The sequence below is a fragment of the Rhodococcus sp. BS-15 genome, from assembly GCF_000813105.1.
Classification (GTDB): domain Bacteria; phylum Actinomycetota; class Actinomycetes; order Mycobacteriales; family Mycobacteriaceae; genus Rhodococcoides.
The window spans coordinates 1-19,856 of sequence record NZ_BAOX01000065.1; the positions used below are offsets into that span (position 1 = coordinate 1).

The following is a 19,856-nucleotide window of genomic DNA, read 5'->3' on the forward strand; positions in this document are numbered from 1 at the left end:
CCCACGAACACACAGTCCGTCGGCCTCAAGGGCAACTGTTCCAGCCTATCCCAGCTTGGTCTCGGACACAAGGCCCGACTCTTGGGGGATAAAACCTGCCGAGCCACACGTCCAACCTCGTTCACCCTGTCCGTGAAGACCGGGTCGGTGTCCGTCGCTCTGACTCGACAAAAGTTACGCCACCAACCACACCAACGCAAATCGGCAGGTCGACTGACACTCTCGGGGCATTCACGCAGCTCGACCTCGTAGTGTCACGTCGCCGCGCCTGCTACACGCTCCAACGTGCAGATGTGATGCCAGCCACAGCCTGAACTACCACTGCCGCAACGGCGTTCACCCTCGCGTCGCCTTCCGGCGCACATTGTCCACATGCTCCGGCACCGGAATATCCCCCGCGAGGTCCGCGGCAGGTTCGGCATCGCCGAGTGCCTCCCACACCGGAACAACTCCGGCCCACACGTCTCCCCGTTGGATGTCGAGGTCGTCGTCGACCGGTCCACCGGACCGCGACTTCACCGATGCCTCGTACATCGGAAGCGCCAGCACTGCGGTGGCAGCCAGCTCTTTCCGCGTATGCGAACGCACATGCGCGCTCCTTCCGGGGACCACCTGATCGACAATCGCGTCCAAGGCTCGAATCCGTTCGTCGGCGTCCTCCACTCGTCGAGGCCGCCCGACCACGACGGCACTTCGGTAGTTCATCGAATGGTGGAATGCCGATCGGGCCAAGACCAGTCCGTCGACGACAGTCGTGGTGACGCAGATGTCCTGTTCAGGAGCGTCGATCATGCTGCGTGATGCCACGGATCCATGCAGGTACAGCGTGCCTTCCCTGTCCGGACCGGCGGGATCGACACCGAACACCGTCGGTACGACGCGAGGCACCCCAGCGACGATCACGCCGAGATGACAGATGCGCGCCGAGCGCAGGACGTCGAGCAACGCTGCCCGTTCGAGGCCGGCACGATTTCTACCCCTCATCACTACGGTTCGCGCTGTCGGGGAAAGAGGCACGTCGTCGGCTGTCATGGTGTTCAGGATGCGGTACGAGTGGCCTTCCGTCATGGTCCAATGGAGATGAATTTGTGCAGGCCACTTTTACACGGATGCCGAAGGAGACCGAAACTCGATGCTCCCGATCTCTCTGTCGATCACCATCGATCGCGCCGACGCTCGGACGCTGCCCGTCCAACTGGCCGATCGCATCCGATCCGCAATCGACGACGGAGAGCTGCAACCCGATTCTCGATTGCCCAGTACCCGAGCGCTTTCCGTCGATCTGGGCATTGCGCGTGCGGTCGTGGAGAAGGCATACGAACAGCTCGTCGCAGAAGGCTGGCTCGATGCCCGGCGCGGTTCGGGCAACTACGTCCGACGAATCCCCCATGCAAGTCGATCGGCTGCGATGGCCTCGAGCGCACTTACTGCCCCACGAACACCCCCGCGGATATCGCTCCGCCCGGGTATCCCGTGGACTCCACCCTCGGCATCCGATGCCTGGAAGCGCGCGTGGCGCGATGTCGGCGGCACACCACCTCCCGGCGACTATCCGGATTCCGCCGGCACTCTCGAACTGAGGACTCGCGTCGCCGAACTACTCCGCCGCGCACGCGGACTGCACACCACTCCAGCGTCGATCGTGATCACGACGGGCAGCATTCACGGTCTCGATCTCGCCCTGGGTGCGCTCTCGGCTTCCGAATCCGTCGAACATGTTCTGGCACTGGAGAATCCGGGATACAAGTCCGCTGCTGCTCTCACGACGCACCGCGGGTGGTCCTTACACGACGTTCCCGTCGATCGCGATGGCTTGATCGTCGAACAGCTCGACTCGGCTCCCCCGCGGACACCAGCCGTGTACGTCACGCCGTCGCATCAGTACCCGACCGGCGCATTCATGCCCATCGGCCGTCGCCGCGCCCTGGCGGACTGGGCCCGCGGCAACGATTCGATGATCATCGAGGACGACTACGACTCCGAATTTCGTTATGGTGCAGCACTTTTGCCCACAGTGGCCGAACTGGCACCCGATCGAACCGTCTACCTCGGCACCGTATCCAAGACCCTCGGTGCCGGGATACGTCTCGGCTGGATGGTGGCACCCCAGACTATGGTCGACCGCATCTCGGCAACGCGCCGCGCGATCGGCGACCACCCATCGGTTCCCGTCCAGCAGGCAATCACGTCCATGCTGCGCGACGGCGAATGGGACAGAGCCGTCCGAACTGCGCGGCGAATATATCGCACCCGTGACCGCATGGTCGCCGCAGCGCTGGCCAGGTTCGGCGAGCTCAGGGGAGTCGGAGCCGGGCTGCATACGGTGTTGATCGTCGATACCGGCACAGCGCGCGACGTCGCTACCGCGTGTGCAGCGAGTGGCGTGGACGTACCGACACTCGAACACTCGACCCGCTCGCACACAGCCCGGGGTGGAATCGTCGTCGGATACGGATCCGTCTCCGACGACGAATTGGACTATGCCATAAGCATATTGGTCGAAGCGCTGGAAGCCGCGCTACTCAGCTGACCCGCTCGATGCTGCCACCGAGCGCACTCAGGTTCTCGACGAATCTCGGATAGCCGCGATCGATGTGGAACACGTCGTGCACCTCTGTCGTACCGTCGGCCACCAACCCCGCGAGAACCAAGCCGGCCCCGGCCCGGATATCGGAGGACCATACCGGCGCACTGGATAGCTGCGGTACACCGCGAACCACGGCGTGGTGGCCATCGGTACGCGCGTCGGCCCCGAGCCTGATCATCTCCTCGACGAACCGGAACCGAGCCTCGAAGACGTTTTCGGTGATCATCGACGTGCCGTCGGCGACGGTCGCGAGTCCGATGGCCATCGGCTGCAGGTCGGTCGGGAACCCTGGATACGGAAGCGTCGCGAAATTGACCGCCCTCGGGCGCTCGTGCTGAACGACGCGGAAGCCGTCGGGCTCGCTGGTGACCTCGGCTCCGGCAGATCTCAACTTGTCCAACACCAACGACAAGTGCTTGGGGTTGACCCCACGGACTCGTACATCCCCACGAGTCATGGCAGCGGCGATTCCCCAGGTCGCAGCGACGATGCGATCGCCGATCACCCGATGGGTCGTCGGCTTCAGCGCGCTCACACCCCGAATGGTCAAGGTCGATGTACCTGCACCGCGGACGTCGGCACCCATCTCGTTGAGCATGTTGCACACGTCGACGATGTCCGGCTCACGCGCGGCGTTGTCGATCACCGTCTCCCCGGTGGCGAGGACTGCGGCCATCAAGATGTTCTCGGTGGCACCAACGGAAGGAAAGGCCAGTCTGATGTTCGCGCCGCGCAGCTCGTCTGCTTCCGCGACGACACACCCGTGTTGAATTTCGCTGCGTGCTCCGAGCAATTGGAGACCGGACTGGTGCATGTCGAGGGGACGCGATCCGATCGCGTCACCACCCGGCAGTGCCACGACAGCTCTCTTGCATCGCGCAACCAACGGTCCAAGCACACACACCGAAGCTCGGAACTGGCGAACTGCCGCGAAGTCGGCGTGATACTTCGGCATGGCCGGAGTGGTGATGTGAACGACCGATCCCTCCAACTCGACCTCACAGCCGAGCCCACGCAACACCTCCGCCATCAGTGGCACGTCCAGGATGTCGGGGCAATTGGTGATCGTGCTCGTGCCCTCTGCCAGCAGCGCTGCCGCCATCAACTTGAGGACGCTGTTCTTTGCACCACCGACCGCCACCTCACCGACGAGGCGATTTCCACCGTTGACCAAAAAGCGTTCACTCACGTCGACAGCGTAGCCAGCGGGACCGACCGACACCCGCGCGGTACCGTAGCGCGCATGGCCGTCCACCTCACCCGCATCTATACGAGAACCGGCGACGACGGGACCACCGGGCTGAGCGATTTCTCCAGAGTGTCCAAGAACGACGAACGTCTGATCGCCTACGCGGACTGCGACGAGACCAACGCAAGCCTGGGTGTGGTTCTCGCACTGGGCAACCCGCCCGAATCGGTGCATTCGGTGATTCGCACCATCCAGAGCGATCTTTTCGACGCGGGGGCCGATCTGTCGACTCCGGTCGTCGAGAACCCGCAGTACCCGCCTCTGCGCATCGATCAGAGCTACGTCGACCGCCTCGAAGGCTGGTGCGACGAGTTCAACGAGGAGCTTCCCGCTCTGACGTCGTTCATTCTGCCAGGTGGAACGCCGCTGGGAGCGTTGCTACACGTGTCACGAACGGTGGCCCGACGCGCGGAGCGGTCGGCATGGGCCGCAGTGCACGCGAGCCCGGAGACAACGAGTGCCTTGCCGGCGAAATACCTCAACCGACTCTCGGATCTACTGTTCATTCTGAGTCGTTACGCCAACCCCGAAGGCGACGTCCAGTGGGTTCCCGGATCGAGCCGCGCGCCGAGCGATCCGACTACCGACGAGAGCTGATCAGGCCGCCGGTCGTCGGCGACGCGAGCGGCCGGAGGGCCGAGACTCGACCAGGACAGGAAAGCGGTCAACGCACTTCGGTCCAGGGCGATCTCGAAATACTTACCGTTGTCGGACAGTTCCAACACCGCGATGTCGGGTGTCATGATGTCGAACTCGGTGTCCCGTGGGGCTCGTCGATCACCCACATGGATGTCCTGCCGACCCAGCCGATGATCGGGGCCGGGGCGAAGACTCGACAGCTTGAAGAAGACGAGGGTGTTGTCGCCGTATCGAATGATGCCGTGGCGCCACCCGGCACCACCGTCCGACGGCAGCACTCGCATGATCGCCGCAGTTCCCCCGCGGCGAAGAACCATCAGACGGTACGCAAAAGCCGCGACGAGCCCTGCGAGCAGCACAACCAGAATGATCAGAACAATCAATCCGTAGTGCATCGCAGGTCTCGTCGCGGCTTCTCGTGAACCTAGGACCGCTCGACAGCGCGGACACGACCCTTGGCCACAGCAATGGCCTCGAGGTCGTCGCCGTTCTCTGCCACTACAGCCCGTGCCGCCTCGACATCGATGTCGTCGGCGAAATCGGCCGATTCTGCCAGCACGGTGACCGTCTTACCGGTCACCGACAGGAATCCACCGTGGACGGCTGCGATGAGCTTCTCGCCGTCCGTGGTCGTGATCGACACCGTGCCGCCCTCGATCAACTGCCCGAGGACAGGCTCGTGGCCCAGCATGATGCCGATCTCACCTTCGGTGGTCTGAGCGCTGACGATGGTCGCGGTACCGGACCACAGCTTTTGCTCCACAGCGACCAGGGAGACCTCCATGCCGCTCTTCTCGGAAGAAGTCACGTCGGTCTACTTTCCGGCCATCTTCTTCGCGGCTGCCTCGACATCGTCGAGACCGCCACAGCTGTTGAAGGCCTGCTCGGGAAGGTGGTCGTACTCACCCTTGGTGACCTTGTCGAATGCCTCGATGGTGTCGGAGAGCGACACGACCGAACCGGCCTCGCCGGTGAACTTCTCGGCAACGATGAAGTTCTGGCCGAGGAACTTCTGGAGGCGGCGTGCGCGGCCGACCAGAACCTTGTCCTCTTCCTGAAGCTCGTCCATGCCGAGGATGGCGATGATGTCCTGCAGCTCCTTGTACTTCTGCAGGATCCGCTTGACCTCGTTGGCGACGCGGAAGTGCTCCGCACCGACGATGCCGGGCTCGAGGATGCGCGACGTGGAGCTCAGCGGGTCCACAGCGGGGTAGATACCCATCTGCGAAATCGGACGCGAAAGCTCGGTCGTCGCATCGAGGTGCGCGAACGTCGTCGCCGGGGCCGGGTCGGTGTAGTCGTCGGCGGGAACGTAGATCGCCTGCAGCGAGGTGATCGAGCGTCCACGGGTCGAGGTGATGCGCTCCTGGAGCTCACCCATCTCGTCCGCCAGCGTGGGCTGGTAACCGACAGCGACGGCATACGACCGAGAAGGGTCGACACCTCCGAACCTGCCTGTGTGAAGCGGAAGATGTTGTCGATGAACAAAAGAACGTCCTGTCCCTGAACATCGCGGAAGTACTCCGCCATGGTCAGTGCCGACAACGCCACGCGCATACGCGTGCCGGGCGGCTCATCCATCTGGCCGAAGACGAGGGCGGTGTCCTGGAGGACGCCCATCTCTTCCATCTCGAGGTGAAGGTCGGTGCCCTCACGGGTACGCTCGCCGACTCCTGCGAACACCGAGGTGCCCGAGAACTCGCGTGCGATACGAGTGATCATTTCCTGGATCAAAACGGTCTTGCCGACACCGGCACCACCGAACAGACCGATCTTTCCGCCCTTGACGTACGGGGTCAGAAGGTCGATGACCTTGATGCCGGTCTCGAGGATCTCGGTCTTGCCCTCGAGCTGATCGAAGGCTGGTGGCTTGCGGTGGATGCCCCACTGCTCGCCGTCGCGGCCGAGTCCGGGGGTGTCCAGGCAGTCACCGAGGGCGTTGAACACGTGGCCCTTGACGACGTCACCGACGGGAACCGAGATCGGCTTGCCCGAGTCGATGACTGCAGTGCCGCGGACGAGTCCGTCGGTGGGCTGCATCGAGATGGTGCGAACCAAGTTGTCGCCGAGGTGCTGTGCGACCTCGAGCGTCAGGGTCTTGGCCACGGTCGGCAGAGTGATCTCTGCGTTGAGGGCGTTGAACAGTGCGGGAATCGAGCCGCGCGGGAACTCGACGTCCACAACGGGGCCGATGACCCGAACGACACGGCCGGACTGAGTGTCCGCTCCGCTCGCGTTCTCTTGGGCTACTGCTGCGGTCATTGCTTAGTCACTTCCTGCGCTGTCGGCCAACGCGTTGGCGCCACCGACGATTTCGCTGATTTCCTGGGTGATCTGGGCCTGCCGAGCCTGGTTGGCCTGACGGCTCAAGGTCTCGACCAATTCGTTCGCGTTGTCCGTAGCTGCCTTCATGGCGGTACGACGCGCCGCGGACTCCGACGCTGCTGCATCGAGCAACGACGCGTAGATCCTGGTGCTGATGTACTTGGGCAGCAGCGCCGAGAGCAGAGTTCCTGCTTCCGGCTCGAACTCGTACTGTGCCTGCACATCTGCGGTCGGCGAGTCGCTCAACGCGTCTGCACCCATCTGGTACTCCTCGTCGGTGTACGAGATTTCGAGCGGTGCCATACGACGAACTTCGGGCTTCTGCGTGAGCATCGACACGAAGCGGGTGTAGACGATGTGCAACTCGTCCACGCCCTCGACGGTGCCTTCACCGTTGGGAGCGTCGACCTCGGTGCCCGAGCCGGCCATGAACAGCTCGACCAGGTGCCTGCTGGCCTTGGCCGCGTCGGCGTACCCGGGCTCCTGCGAGAAGCCCGTCCAGGCACCCTTCACATCCCGCTCGCGGAATGTGTAGTAGCCCAGCCCTTTTGCGCCGAGGACGTAGATGACCGGATCCTTGCCCTCGGAGCGGAGCAGCTGGAACAGCTCCTCCGTCTCCTTGAGCACGTTGGAGTTGTAGCCGCCGCACATACCGCGGTCGCTGGTCACGACCAGAACTGCGGCACGCTTGGGCTCGGGTCGCTCGTTGAGCAATGGGTGATCGAGCGAGCTCGATGCACTCGCCAACGCGGAGAGCACCTTGGTGATCTCTTCCGCATACGGCTTCGACGCGGCAACGCGGGCCTGGGCCTTGGTGATTCGCGATGTCGCGATCAACTCTTGTGCCTTGGTGATCTTCTTGGTCGAGTTGACCGACTTGATGCGGGAGCGAAGCTCGAGAATGCTTGCCATCTAGCTGTTCACGCTCCCTTCTGTGCTCGTCTTGTCACCTGTCATCGCCGGCCTACTTGCTGACTGTCTTGCGAGTGACGTTGACCTGCTCCTGGCTGACCTCATCGGCGTTCAGAGTGTCGGCCTCGGCCTCGTTGACGACGCGGTTGCCGTCCGAGTCGACGAATCCGGCCTTGAACTTCTCGGTCGCCTCGGTCAGCGCCTTCTGGTTGTCCTCGTCGAGAGCCTTGCCACCGGAAATGCTGTCGTAGACGCCGCTGGCGTTGCGGTGCAGATCCTCCAGCAGTTCAGTCTCGAAGCGACGCACGTCGCCGACGGGCACCGAGTCGTACGTGCCCTGGCCTGCGAGCCAAATCGAGACGATCTGGTCTTCGACGGCAACCGGGGCATACTGATCCTGCTTGAGCAGCTCGACCAGACGTGCGCCGCGCTCGAGCTGCGCCTTGGAGGCCGCGTCGAGGTCGGATGCGAACGCCGAGAAGGCTTCCAGCTCGCGGAACTGAGCGAGCTCGAGGCGAAGAGATCCGGAGACCTTCTTCATGCCCTTGGTCTGTGCCGCGCCGCCGACTCGGGACACCGAGATGCCGACGTTGATCGCGGGACGGACGCCCTTGTTGAACAGGTCCGACTCCAGGAAGACCTGGCCGTCGGTGATCGAGATGACGTTGGTCGGGATGTACGCCGAGACGTCGTTGGCCTTGGTCTCGATGATCGGCAGAGCCGTCAACGATCCGCCACCGAGTTCGTCGGACAGCTTCGCCGAACGCTCCAGCAGACGGGAGTGCAAGTAGAAGACGTCACCGGGGTATGCCTCGCGGCCCGGCGGACGACGCAGCAGCAGCGAGATGGCGCGGTACGCCTCGGCCTGCTTGGTCAGGTCGTCGAACACGATGAGGACGTGCTTGCCCTGGTACATCCAGTGCTGGCCGATGGCCGAGCCGGTGTACGGGGCGAGCCACTTGAAGCCGGCCGAATCGGACGCGGGAGCCGCGACGATGGTCGTGTATTCGAGTGCGCCCTGCTCCTCGAGTGCAGCCTTGACGCCTGCGATCGTGGAGCCCTTCTGGCCGATGGCGACGTAGATGCAGCGAACCTGCTTCTTCTCGTCGCCGCTTTCCCAGTTGGCCTTCTGGTTCAGGATCGCGTCGATGCAGACCGCGGTCTTGCCGGTCTTGCGGTCGCCGATGATGAGCTGACGCTGGCCGCGGCCGATCGGGGTCATGGCGTCGATCGCCTTGATACCGGTCTGCAGCGGCTCCTCGACGGGCTGACGCTCGAGCACCGAGGCAGCCTGCAGTTCGAGGGCGCGGGTCTCGGAGGACTCGATGTCGCCGAGACCGTCGATGGGCTTGCCCAGGGGGTCGACGACGCGGCCGAGGTAGCCGTCGCCCACGGGGACCGACAGCACGTCTCCGGTGCGCTTGACTTCCTGGCCTTCTTCGATGTGCTCGTAGTCACCGAGGATGACGGCACCGATTTCGGTGGCATCCAGGTTCAGCGCGACACCGAGGACTCCGCCGGGGAATTCCAGGAGTTCGTTGGACATCGCCGACGGCAATCCGGACACGTGAGCGATTCCGTCGCTCGTGTCCGTAACCGTGCCGACCTCCTCGCGGGAAGACTCCGGTGAGTAGCTCGCGGTGAAGTTATCGATCGCGCTACGGATCTCGTCGGAGGAGATCGTCAGCTCCGCCATAGTGTTTCCTGCTCTTCCTTCAAATGATCGCGGGGTGAAATGTCTCGAAAGTCGAGACGCTTCTTCTCGTTACTGTGTCCGTGTCGGACTATTTGAGCGTCTTTCGCAATGCAGCGAGGCGGCCTGCCCCGCTACCGTCGATGACCTCGTCGCCGATACGAACGACAAGTCCGCTGAGCAGTTCGGTATCGACCTCGACATGCACCGTGACCTGCTTGCCGTACGTGCGGGTCAAGGTTGCCGTCAGCTTCTCGAGCTGACTGTCGCTCAGTGGGGCTGCGCTGCGGACGTGTGCAACCGCGCGGTCGCGCTGTTCGGCGGCCAGATCGGCCAGTCCGTTCAGTACGTCCGCGGGAGCCGTCTTTCGCGGACGCGTCACAGCCTGAACTGCGAGCGCCTCCGTGACCGCGGTGACCTTGCCGTAGAGCAGGCGACCGAGCAGTTCACGCTTGGCCTGCGAAGGCTTCGAGCGATCCGACAGGGCCTGCTCGAGCTGCGGGTTGGCTGCCACGATCCGCCCGAGCCGGAACAGTTCGTCCTCGACCGTGTCCAACTGATCCTGATCGGCCGCGGCGCGAAGCAGAGCTTCACGTCCCAGCTCGACCAGCGAGTTCAGCAGGTCACGAGCGGTGGACCAGCTTTCGCCGGCAGCGGCCTTGACGATCGTCGCCGTTGCACTCGACACCTGGCCGGAGAAGACCTCTCCGGCCAGATCGCTTCGCCGAACGCCCTCCACCGACGAATCGGCGAGAGCGGTACGCAACGTGCGCTGCGCGTCGAGAGTGTCGACGACGGCGAACAACTCGGCACCGGTCTGAGCAGCGAAGGCTGTTGCCTCGCCTGCCGACGCGGACCCCAGAGCTTCGTGGGCAACCGACCGCGTGCGGGCGAGTGCCTCACGAGAAGTTGCGTACATGGTTCGACTCACTTTCCGGATGCGGAGTCCGCGGTGACGGAATCCAACTCGTTGAGGAAGCGATCGATCGAACTGGAACGCTTCGCGTCGTCGGACAACTGCTCTCCGATGACCTTCTCAGCGAGTTCGACGGCCGTACGTCCCAGATCTCCCCGAAGCTCGGTGACGATCTGCTGACGCTGAGCAACGAGCTGATTGTGACCTGCGGCCACGATCCGGTCGCTTTCTTCCTGCGCCTTTTCCTTCATCTCGGCGAGAATCGCCTGCCCCTGAGTGCGCGCTTCCTCACGGATCTGCGCGGCCTCGGAACGGGCGTCGGCCAGCTGAGCGTGGTACTGCTCGAGTGCAGCCTTGGCTTCTGCCTGTGCCTCTTCGGCCTTCTTGATTCCGCCTTCGATGAGCTCGGAACGCTCAGCGAGAACCTTGGTGAAGCGCGGCACCACGTACTTCCAGAAGAGGAAGCCGATTGCCGCGACACAGACGAGCGACCAAACGATGTCGTAGGTTGCGGGCAGAAGAGGGTTGTATTCCTCCCCCTCCGCCGCCAGCAACGTAATCGCGTTTGTCATCGCGCTCTCAGAGAATGAAGCCGGCGACGAGGCCGATCAGGGCGAGGGACTCGGTGAATGCGATGCCGAGGAACATGGTGGTACGGAGCTGACCGGCCAACTCGGGCTGACGAGCGGTTGCTTCCATGTTCTTGGCAACGACGAGGCCGAGGCCGATGCCGCCGCCGATTGCTGCGAGGCCGTAGCCGATGGCTCCGTAGCCGGTCGCGTTGATTTCCTGCGCCTGGGCCAGAACTTCAAGGCTCATTGGGTTTTCCGTTCCCTTTCTTCGGTCCACATCCGGGTGTCGGAGGTGGCGGTGTAGCTGGTTCGGTCAGTTGGTCGGTCAGTGCGAGTCTGCGTGCAGCGACAGATCGATGTAGATCGCCGTGAGCAGCGCGAAAATGTAGGCCTGGAGGAAGATCACCAGCATCTCGAACAACGTGAACAGGAAGCCCATGATGAGCGAGGGTGCAGCGAAGATCTTCAGCCCGGCCGACGCCTCGAAGAGGAAGAACTGGGTCGCGCTGAAGAACAGCACGAGCATGATGTGGCCGGCCAGCATGTTGGCGAGCAGACGCACCGTCAACGTGAACGGGCGAAGTACGAAGTTCGAGACGAACTCGAGCGGAATCAGCAGCACGTGCATCGCCGGCGGAATGCCCGGGATGACGATGGTGCCCTTGACGAACTTCCCGACGCCGAACTTCTTGACGCCTGCGTAGATGAACGCGACGTACGCGACCGCAGCGAGCACGATCGGTAGGCCGATGCGCGCATTCGACGAGATGTTCAGAAACGGAATGACAGCGCTCGCGTTCACCGCGAACACGGTGAAGAAGATGGTCATGATGACGGGCAGGAACCGACGACCCTGTTCTTTACCGAGTACATCTTCTGCGACGTGGATCCGAACGAAATCGAGAGCGATCTCTCCGACGTTCTGAAGACCACGCGGAACGATCTTCGGGCTGCGGAGGGCAACCACCATGAAGATGATCAGAATCGCCGACATCAGGATGCGGATGAGCATCAGCCTGTCGAGCTCGAACGGGGTCCCCTCGAACAGCACCGCGGGAGGAAAGAAATCGGATAGTGACGGCGGACTGTATTCCGCAGCCAGGGTGGTGACGCTCAGCGGTCTCTCCCGTGTTCGGGCCGCAGCCGGGTAGCGACTGCGGTTCGATCGGACAATGACGATCTATCAAGTCGACGAAAATCGGCTCGCAATCGTCAGAGGCTGAGGCCCGGTCTTCATCGGCCAAGCGTCTGTCGGGTGTCGGCGACTCACGTCGACTCGGCAACTCTCAGGGCGGAACCTTACGTTGCCGAAGTCGATGACTCCGGGCCTACTGTAAGGAAGCTCACGCTGACTGCTACCTGCGGGGGTCGAGTCCAGGGAAAAAGTCTCTTTCGTCCCAGTCTTGCCCACCGCTTGATGCAAACTTTATCAACAGAACTACGACGTTGTGTAGGCGGGCCTCAGCTTAACCGATTACGACAGGCTGTCGTACTACCGATCGTCGGTCTTGTCCTCGGCGGGGACGCTGTCCACATAAGCGACCTTGGTCTTGACGACCCCGAAGACCTCCGCACCGAGCACGACAACGAGTGCTCCCAGAATCGTCAGCCCCAACGAGTAGCGGTTGTAGAAGTCCGCGTCCTTGAGTGCGACCAGCACGATCAGCGCGATCACCATCTTCACCAACCAACCGCCCAATAACAGGGCTCCGACCGCCGAGGCCGGAAAACGCGTGGTGAGAGCAACAGACAACGCCGTCGTGATGACGAAGCCTCCGCCGATGGCCACACCGATGATCGATCCCCACAGGCCGGGCGTTCCGGCCGCGGCCACGGATATACCTACGCTCACCACGGTCAGCACCACCAGTCCGATGAGTCCGTATCGGACTGCGGCGCGAAGCGGCGCGAATTGATCGGGCATGGACTGCGGAGTGAAGGTCACAGTTGTCGAGGGTACCCAGCTCGCGACCGCGAACGACCGACGGGATCAGCCGCCGCGTCGGGCGCTTCGCGCTTCCGACCCCTGCGATCGTTCCACCCTCAGTGTGGGCACAGCCGTGACGACCAGCGCGAACACCAGACCGGCTGCGACCAAGAGCACCACTATTCGGCGGTCCAACAGGGACGACCCCACCGCCCCGAAGGCGAGGACGCCGACCCACAGGTAGATCACCAGCACGACCCGGCGGTGCGAGTGACCGATCTGCAGCAGCCGATGGTGCAGGTGCATCTTGTCGGGGCTGAAAGGACTACGCCCGGCCCGCGTACGGCGGATGACAGCCAGCAGCAGGTCGAGGATCGGGATGAGCATCACGGCCCCGACCAGCAGAAGCGGCGACAGCAGACCCAGCAGATCGCGTGGACCGTACGCCGTCAACGGGATCCGCCCCGAGGCACTGGTCGAGATCGTGGCCAACGTCAGACCGATGAGCATCGATCCCGAATCTCCCATGAAGATGCGCGCGGGTTGGAAGTTGTGCGGCAGAAACCCCAGGCACGCGCCCGCCAGCGCAGCCGCGATCAGCGCCGGCGGGTAGACGCCGACATCACCGCCCTGCTCCTGAAGCAACCCCACGGAGAAGATGCAGATCGCCACCGAGGAAATGAGCCCGAGACCGGCCGCCAGCCCGTCGAGACCGTCGACGAAATTCATCGCATTGACGATCACGACGGTGATCAGAACGGTCACCAGTCCGGCTTGCAGTTGGTCGAGCACCAGGGTGCTACCCGGCTGACCGGGCTCGCCTCCCCACGGCTGATACAGAACGACCCAGCTCACCCCCATGATGACGAGGACTCCGGCCGCCGTCACCTGGCCGACGAACTTGGTCAGGGCGTCCAGACCCCATCGGTCGTCGACGACGCCGACCAGCACGATCACGAAGCCGGCAACCAATGCGGCGGGAATGTCGCGGTTGTAGGCGACGTCGAATCCACGAGCCAGCGCAGGCAGCTGCGACGCGAAGAGCAGCGCAGCCAGCATGCCCACGTAAATTCCCACTCCCCCGAGCCTCGGGGTGGCCTGCACGTGGACGTCACGATCACGAGGAACAGCGACGGCACCGAACTTGATGGCCGCCACACGGACTCCGCCGGTGGCGAAGAACGTGACGACGGCGGCAGTGAGAAAGACCAGCAGTAGCTCGCGGATCGGAACGCCTGCACCCAGATTCGACTGAGCCAACATCTCGACGCTCATGCGGCGCGGACAGGCATGTCAGGACGCTCCCGGGACCAGGCTTTCGGCGGTGACACCGAGAACCTCGGCAATCTTCTCGGTGGGAATGGCACCGACCCGCAGAATTCGTGCTCGATCGCTCGTCAGATCGATGATGGTCGACGCCACCGCGTGATCGGCCGGTCCGCCGTCCAGGTAGACCGCGGCCGAGCCGCCGAGTTGATCTCGCGCCTCCGTCACGGTGGTGGCGGGTGGACTGCCGGAGATGTTGGCACTGGACACTGCGAGCGGGCCGACCTCACGCAACAGCTCGAGTGCAACCGGGTGCAGCGGCATCCGCAACATGACGGTGCCCTGGGCGTCACCCAGATCCCAGGCCAAGGATGGAGCCTGCTGCACGACGACGCTCAGCGCGCCGGGCCAGAAGGCACGAATCAGGTCTCTGGTGCGTGGCCGGACACTCTGGACCAGGCCGTCGATGGTGTTCCACGAACCGACGAGCACGGGAACCGGCATATCGCGTCCCCTGCCCTTGGCCCGCAGCAGATCCGTGACAGCGCTGCCGTCGAATGCATCGGCGGCGATCCCGTACAGGGTGTCGGTAGGCATGACGACGAGTCGGCCGGACTTCAGGGCACCGCGGGCAGCGGTCAATCCGGCAGCGCGCGCGTCGGCTTCACGGCAGTCGTAGACGGTACTCACGGCACCTATCCTTCCACCTTCGATAACGAAGTGATGTCAGGTGTCGCCCGCCTGCCGTTCCCGTAGTCAGGCCGGGGCCGAGTGTGCCCGTGCGGCGACGACGAACCGTGGTTTACCCGCCAGATCCGGATGCGCGGTGACCTCGGTGAACACTCGTCGCCTGGACAGCAGAGCCGAAACCTCGCTGCCATTGGAGTCGTCGTGTTCGATCGCGGCGCCGCCGCCGATCCGAAGCCAGCGGGCGATGTTGCCGATCATCGGTTCGATGACCGACAGTCCGTCCGCACCGCCGAACAGCGCCATGTGCGGGTCGTGATCGATCACCTCGGGGTCCAGGTCTGCCCCCTCCGGGATGTAGGGCGGGTTGGCGACGATCATGTCGACTGCCCCGTCGAGTTCGGTCAACAGATCTCGGGCCGTGACGTCGCGTGGTGCAGTGTGATCGGGGTGTCGCCGTGGCCGCTACGCAGATCGGCATTGCGCCGAGCCCACGCCAATGCAGACGGGTCGAGTTCGACGGCATGGACGACGGCGTCGGGCCGAGCGTTGGCGATCGCCAGTGCCAATGCGCCCGAGCCCGTACACAGATCGAGAATCACCGGCGGATGGTGGTCGACGTTTTCGAGGAACGCCAGAGCCCAGGCCAACAACAATTCGGTTTCCGGCCGAGGCACGAACACGCCCGGTCCTACTTCGACGTCGATGTTGCCCAGCGAGGTCGTTCCCGTGATGTATTGCAGCGGAATGCGTTTCGCGCGCTGCTCGACGGTGCGGAAGTACGCCTCGATGAGCTCGGGTTCTACGAGGGGAACCAGACCGAGACGGCCGCGCTCCACGCCGACGAGATGTGCGGCAAGCAGCTCCGCATCGACCCGAGGACTCGGCACACCGGCAGCATCGAGCATCGACGTTGCTTCGAGGATGGCCAGACGTAGCGGCTTGCGACTCACCAGTACAGACTGCCACGAGGCACCGACAACCCGGTCACACGCGCCCCAGCAACTCCGACTTCTTGGCGTAGAACTCGTCGTCGGTGAGGAAGCCCTTCGCGTGCAGACCTGCGAGTGCCTCGATCGCAGCCGTGATGTCGGAGATGTCCACGCCCGACGGGTTGCCTGAGGCGACTGATTCGAGGACTGCTGCGACGAAGAAGGTTGCGTGTAGCTCTGCGGAGCGGATTGCGGCGTCGACTGGTTCTGCGAGTTCGTTCCGCTCGACTGCTGGTCGACGCGAGGCAGGCTACCTGCGGTGAACGTGCCGTACTGGCTGGTGAACTCGAGCGAGCCCGGTCCGCCGCCCTGCTGTTGCTGGACTCCGCCGATGGAGTGATCGAGAGTGTCGTACACGGCCAATTCTCCGCCGGCCGACACGGCGAGGCGTCGAGATCCCGGGAACACCGCGTACTGCGAACCGTTCTGACCACCGCTCGAGCTCGGCGCACCGAGGTCCGACGGCCACCACGAGCCACCGCCGAACGAGTTGCCACCGAACGAGCTGCTGCCGGTCTCCCTGGGCGGGTACAACTGATGCTGCGACAGCACTGCAGACAGGTCGCGGCAGAGGCCGTCGACCCGACTCTTGAGGCCGTGATCGAACATGTTTCCCACCATGGTCATCCCGCCACGCATCCACTGTCCGCTGCCGCCGAGCTCGGGGATGTTGAACTGCGCCATGCTGCCGCGCCCGTTGTTGACGGCGTCGAGCATGGTGCGGACCGCATCGGTCGAGACGCCGTAGCGCGACGACAGCTCGGATACGGCATTCTCGCCTGCGGGGGTCAAGGCCTGGTTCATTGCTGGTGTGCCTCTCGGGCTCTCGTACTGGGATCGAACCTGGCCGCCAGGGTATCGCACCGATCGGTGGACCGGCCCGACGAAATCTGTAAAGCTTTGTGCCGCAGTTACTCTGCTTGCATCCGAGCGTCGCGATCCGCCTTGGCGAGCGCGTCCAGCAGTGCATCCATCTCGCCGTCCAGAACAGCATCGAGATTGTGCGCCTTGAAGCCGATCCGGTGGTCGGTGATGCGGTTCTCGGGGTAGTTGTAGGTCCTGATCCGCTCCGAGCGGTCGACGGTACGCACCTGACTGGCTCGGCCCGCTGCGGCCTCTTCGTTGGCTGCTTCTTCTGCGGCTGCCTGCAGGCGCGCTGCGAGCACCTGCATCGCCCGCGCCTTGTTCTGCAGCTGGGAGCGCTCGTTCTGACAGGTCACCACGATACCGGTGGGCAGGTGCGTGATCCGGACGGCGGAGTCGGTGGTGTTGACACCCTGACCGCCTTTGCCGGACGAGCGATAGACGTCGATGCGCAGGTCGGTTTCGTCGATCTGAACTTCTTCGACCTCGTCGGGTTCGGGATACACCAGGATTCCGGCGGCGGAGGTGTGCACACGTCCCTGCGATTCGGTGACCGGCACGCGCTGCACGCGGTGGACGCCGCCCTCGAACTTCAGGCGTGCCCACACGCCGTCGAGCGGATCCTTGGTCTTGATCGACAGAGTTGCATCCTTGTATCCACCCAGGTCGGAGACATTCGCGTCGAGAACTTCGACACGCCACCCACGACGTTCCGCGTAGCGCACATACATCCGCGCGAGATCGGCTGCGAAGAGCGCCGATTCCTCGCCGCCCTCACCCGACTTGACCTCCATCACGATGTCGTCGCCGTCGTGCGGGTCACGTGGTGCCAGCAGATCGGTCAGGGTCTGCTCGAGCTGCAACACCGTCGCCTCGAGGTCCGGAATCTCGGCCGCGAACGACGAATCGTCGGCCGCCAGCTCACGCGCGGCTTCGAGGTCGTCCTGAGCAGAGGTCAACTTGGTGTGCGCGGACATGATCGGGGCCAGCTCGGCGAACCTCTTGCCTGCTCTGCGGGCCGCGGAGGGATCGTTGTGCAGAGCCGGGTCGGCGAGTTGCTGTTCGAGGCCGGAGTGTTCGGCGAGGATGTCGTCGATCGCCGAAGGCTTGACTGTTCTCGCCATGTTGATGACTCACTCTCGAACGCCGGTGCAGCTGGGTGGGGACACAAAAAAGCCGACGCCCGCCCTGTGATTCACAGGACGGCGTCGGCGAAACAGCTAGCTGTCTGCGTCGGCCTTCTTGCCGGCGCGCTTGCCGTAGCGAGCCTCGAAGCGTGCGACGCGACCGCCGGTGTCGAGAATCTTCTGCTTGCCGGTGTAGAAGGGGTGGCACTGCGAGCAGACCTCGACGCTGATGCGCTCTTTGTCGGTGGTGCTTCGGGTCTCGAAAGTATTTCCGCAACCACAGACGACTGTCGTCATTGTGTAGTCGGGGTGAATTCCTGCCTTCATGGTGTCCTTACCGTTCTTTCGTAGTGGTCGCCGGGTCGCCTTCGCCGATCGAAGACGTGAACCGGAACCGGACTCGGCCGTTGATTATGCCAGAGCGTGCATCTGACCTGCTAATCGCCGGTACTTCTGTGCCGACAGATGCTTACAACGCGCGCACCTGCCGGCTTGTTCCCCGGAGGAAAAATCCCGGGAAAACCGTTCAGTCGTTCGCGCCGCCGGGCGCTGTCTTCGAGACTTCCATCAGGAACTCGAGGTTGTTCTTGCTCTTCTTCAGGCGGTCGACCAGCAGGTCGATGGCTTGATGGGAGTCGAGTCCGGACAACACGCGCCGCAACTTGTGCACCACTGCCGCCTCGTCGGGAGCAAGAAGCAATTCGTCGTGCCGGGTGCTGGACGGGTTGATGTCGACTGCCGGGAACACGCGCCGCTCGGCGATCTTGCGATCGAGCTTGAGCTCGGCGTTACCGGTGCCCTTGAACTCCTCGAAGATCACGGTGTCGCCGGTGGACCCGGTTTCGACCATGGCCGTGGCGATGATCGTCAACGATCCACCGTGCTCGATGTTTCGAGCCGCACCGAGGAATCGCTTCGGCGGGTACAGCGCGGTGGAGTCGACACCACCGGACAGGATTCGGCCGGATGCGGGCGAGCTGTTGTTGTACGCACGTCCCAGACGGGTGATCGAGTCGAGCAGGACCACGACGTCCTGGCCGGCTTCGACGAGGCGCTTCGCGCGTTCGATCGCCAACTCGGCAACTGCAGTGTGATCGCCTGGCGGCCGGTCGAACGTCGACGCGATGACCTCACCCTTGACGCTGCGCTGCATGTCCGTCACTTCTTCGGGACGCTCGTCCACAAGAATGACCATGAGGTAGCACTCGGGATTGTTGATGGCGATCGCGTTCGCGATCGCCTGCAGAACACTGGTCTTACCTGCCTTGGGCGGGCTGACGATCAACGCGCGCTGACCCTTACCGATCGGCATCACCAGGTCGATGATGCGCGTGGTGAGGATGTTCTGCTGGGTCTCGAGACGCAGTCGCTGGTTGGGGTACAGCGGGGTGAGCTTGCCGAATTCCGGACGCTTACGCGCCGCCTCGACCTCTCCCCCGTTGACCGTGTCCAGTCGCACCAGCGGGTTGAACTTCTGCCGCTGACTGGACTGCTCGCCTTCGCGTGCCACTCGAACTGCGCCGGTCACGGCGTCACCGCGACGAAGACCGTTCTTGCGAACCAGATTCATCGACACGTAGACGTCGTTGGGTCCGGCCAGGTAGCCCGAGGTGCGGACGAACGCGTAGTTGTCGAGAACGTCCAGGATGCCCGCTACGGGCTGGAGGACGTCGTCCTCGCGGATCTCGGTGTCGCGCTCGCGTCCACCGCCACCCTCGTTTCCTTCGCCACGGTCGCGGCCGCGACGACGCTCACGGAACCGACGTCCCCGACGACCGCGACCTTCGCCCTCGTCGTCCTGATTGTTGTCGCGGTTGTCACGCGGACCGTTGTTGCGATCCTCGTTGCGGTTGTCGTTGCGACCGTCGCCCTGATTGCGATTGCGACCGCCCTGATTGCGACCGCCGCCGTCGCGGTTCGAGTTGTCCCGGTCACCCTGATTGCGGTTTCCGTTGTCACGGTTGCCGCTCTCGCGGTTGGAGCCGTCCCGGTCGCCTTGATTGCGGCTTCCGGAGTCACGGTTCGCGTTGTCGCGGTTGCCGTCGGCGTCACGCGGTTCGCGCTCCGACCCGTCCTGGCGGCTACGTTCGCCGCGGCCAC

Annotated in this window: 17 protein-coding genes and 4 pseudogenes; 2 read left to right on the forward strand and 19 right to left on the reverse strand. The window is 63.7% G+C overall.

Features of this window, described 5'->3' with window-relative positions; genetic code table 11:
• Positions 1-336 precede the first annotated feature (336 nt).
• Positions 337-984 (reverse strand): pyridoxamine 5'-phosphate oxidase family protein, encoded by a 648-nt coding sequence (locus tag RHBS_RS10485; protein WP_237669149.1) that lies wholly within the window; start codon positions 982-984, stop codon positions 337-339.
• A gap of 148 nt (positions 985-1,132) precedes the next feature.
• On the opposite strand from RHBS_RS10485, the gene RHBS_RS10490 reads away from it, so the two are divergent.
• Entirely contained in the window at positions 1,133-2,530 is a 1,398-nt protein-coding gene (locus RHBS_RS10490; protein WP_128645506.1) for a PLP-dependent aminotransferase family protein, read from the forward strand.
• On the opposite strand, the gene murA is transcribed toward RHBS_RS10490, so the two are convergent.
• Positions 2,523-3,776 (reverse strand): UDP-N-acetylglucosamine 1-carboxyvinyltransferase, encoded by a 1,254-nt coding sequence (gene murA, locus RHBS_RS10495; protein WP_094614651.1) that lies wholly within the window; start codon positions 3,774-3,776, stop codon positions 2,523-2,525. The genes RHBS_RS10490 and murA overlap by 8 nt on opposite strands.
• Positions 3,777-3,830: 54 nt before the next feature.
• Between murA and RHBS_RS10500 the strand changes: the two genes are divergently transcribed.
• Positions 3,831-4,433: a cob(I)yrinic acid a,c-diamide adenosyltransferase gene (locus tag RHBS_RS10500; RefSeq protein ID WP_128645507.1), complete on the forward strand. Its 603-nt coding sequence runs from the start codon at positions 3,831-3,833 to the stop codon at positions 4,431-4,433.
• On the opposite strand, the pseudogene RHBS_RS10505 reads toward RHBS_RS10500, so the two are convergent.
• The 17 genes and pseudogenes from RHBS_RS10505 to rho all read right to left on the reverse strand — a co-directional run.
• A pseudogene (locus RHBS_RS10505) lies at positions 4,434-4,870 on the reverse strand (DUF2550 domain-containing protein).
• A 29-nt stretch (positions 4,871-4,899) separates the two neighbouring features.
• Positions 4,900-5,259 (reverse strand): F0F1 ATP synthase subunit epsilon, encoded by a 360-nt coding sequence (locus tag RHBS_RS10510; RefSeq protein ID WP_037193376.1) that lies wholly within the window; start codon positions 5,257-5,259, stop codon positions 4,900-4,902.
• Between the two features lie 30 nt (positions 5,260-5,289).
• Positions 5,290-6,737 (reverse strand): annotated as a pseudogene (atpD, locus tag RHBS_RS10515) (F0F1 ATP synthase subunit beta).
• Between the two features lie 3 nt (positions 6,738-6,740).
• Complete coding sequence (locus RHBS_RS10520) at positions 6,741-7,712, reverse strand: F0F1 ATP synthase subunit gamma (RefSeq protein WP_128645508.1); 972 nt, start codon at positions 7,710-7,712, stop codon at positions 6,741-6,743.
• A 52-nt stretch (positions 7,713-7,764) separates the two neighbouring features.
• A complete protein-coding gene (gene atpA, locus RHBS_RS10525) occupies positions 7,765-9,408 on the reverse strand; it encodes a F0F1 ATP synthase subunit alpha (RefSeq protein WP_128645509.1) in 1,644 nt (547 codons plus the stop codon).
• 88 nt (positions 9,409-9,496) lie between these two features.
• Positions 9,497-10,324 (reverse strand): F0F1 ATP synthase subunit delta, encoded by an 828-nt coding sequence (locus tag RHBS_RS10530; protein ID WP_128645510.1) that lies wholly within the window; start codon positions 10,322-10,324, stop codon positions 9,497-9,499.
• A gap of 8 nt (positions 10,325-10,332) precedes the next feature.
• Positions 10,333-10,893, reverse strand: coding sequence for a F0F1 ATP synthase subunit B (locus RHBS_RS10535; protein WP_121873650.1), 561 nt, complete (start codon positions 10,891-10,893; stop codon positions 10,333-10,335).
• 7 nt (positions 10,894-10,900) lie between these two features.
• Positions 10,901-11,140, reverse strand: coding sequence for an ATP synthase F0 subunit C (locus RHBS_RS10540; protein ID WP_128645511.1), 240 nt, complete (start codon positions 11,138-11,140; stop codon positions 10,901-10,903).
• 78 nt (positions 11,141-11,218) lie between these two features.
• Positions 11,219-11,944 carry a F0F1 ATP synthase subunit A gene (atpB, locus tag RHBS_RS10545; protein ID WP_243597129.1) on the reverse strand — a complete coding sequence of 242 codons (726 nt, stop codon included), beginning with the start codon at positions 11,942-11,944 and terminating at the stop codon, positions 11,219-11,221.
• 441 nt (positions 11,945-12,385) lie between these two features.
• On the reverse strand, positions 12,386-12,817 hold the full coding sequence (locus RHBS_RS10555) for a hypothetical protein (RefSeq protein ID WP_045199492.1): 432 nt from the start codon (positions 12,815-12,817) through the stop codon (positions 12,386-12,388).
• Positions 12,818-12,883: 66 nt separating this feature from the next.
• Positions 12,884-14,095, reverse strand: coding sequence for a glycosyltransferase family 4 protein (locus RHBS_RS10560; RefSeq protein WP_128645512.1), 1,212 nt, complete (start codon positions 14,093-14,095; stop codon positions 12,884-12,886).
• Positions 14,096-14,113: 18 nt separating this feature from the next.
• Positions 14,114-14,776 (reverse strand): L-threonylcarbamoyladenylate synthase, encoded by a 663-nt coding sequence (locus RHBS_RS10565; protein ID WP_121873655.1) that lies wholly within the window; start codon positions 14,774-14,776, stop codon positions 14,114-14,116.
• 66 nt (positions 14,777-14,842) lie between these two features.
• A pseudogene (prmC, locus tag RHBS_RS10570) lies at positions 14,843-15,681 on the reverse strand (peptide chain release factor N(5)-glutamine methyltransferase).
• Positions 15,682-15,760: 79 nt separating this feature from the next.
• Positions 15,761-16,569 (reverse strand): annotated as a pseudogene (locus RHBS_RS10575) (SHOCT domain-containing protein).
• 107 nt (positions 16,570-16,676) lie between these two features.
• A complete protein-coding gene (prfA, locus tag RHBS_RS10580) occupies positions 16,677-17,753 on the reverse strand; it encodes a peptide chain release factor 1 (protein ID WP_128645513.1) in 1,077 nt (358 codons plus the stop codon).
• Between the two features lie 96 nt (positions 17,754-17,849).
• On the reverse strand, positions 17,850-18,083 hold the full coding sequence (gene rpmE, locus RHBS_RS10585) for a 50S ribosomal protein L31 (protein ID WP_128645514.1): 234 nt from the start codon (positions 18,081-18,083) through the stop codon (positions 17,850-17,852).
• A 199-nt stretch (positions 18,084-18,282) separates the two neighbouring features.
• The coding region (gene rho / locus RHBS_RS10590; protein WP_128645515.1) for a transcription termination factor Rho at positions 18,283-19,856 on the reverse strand (1,574 nt) is incomplete at its 5' end.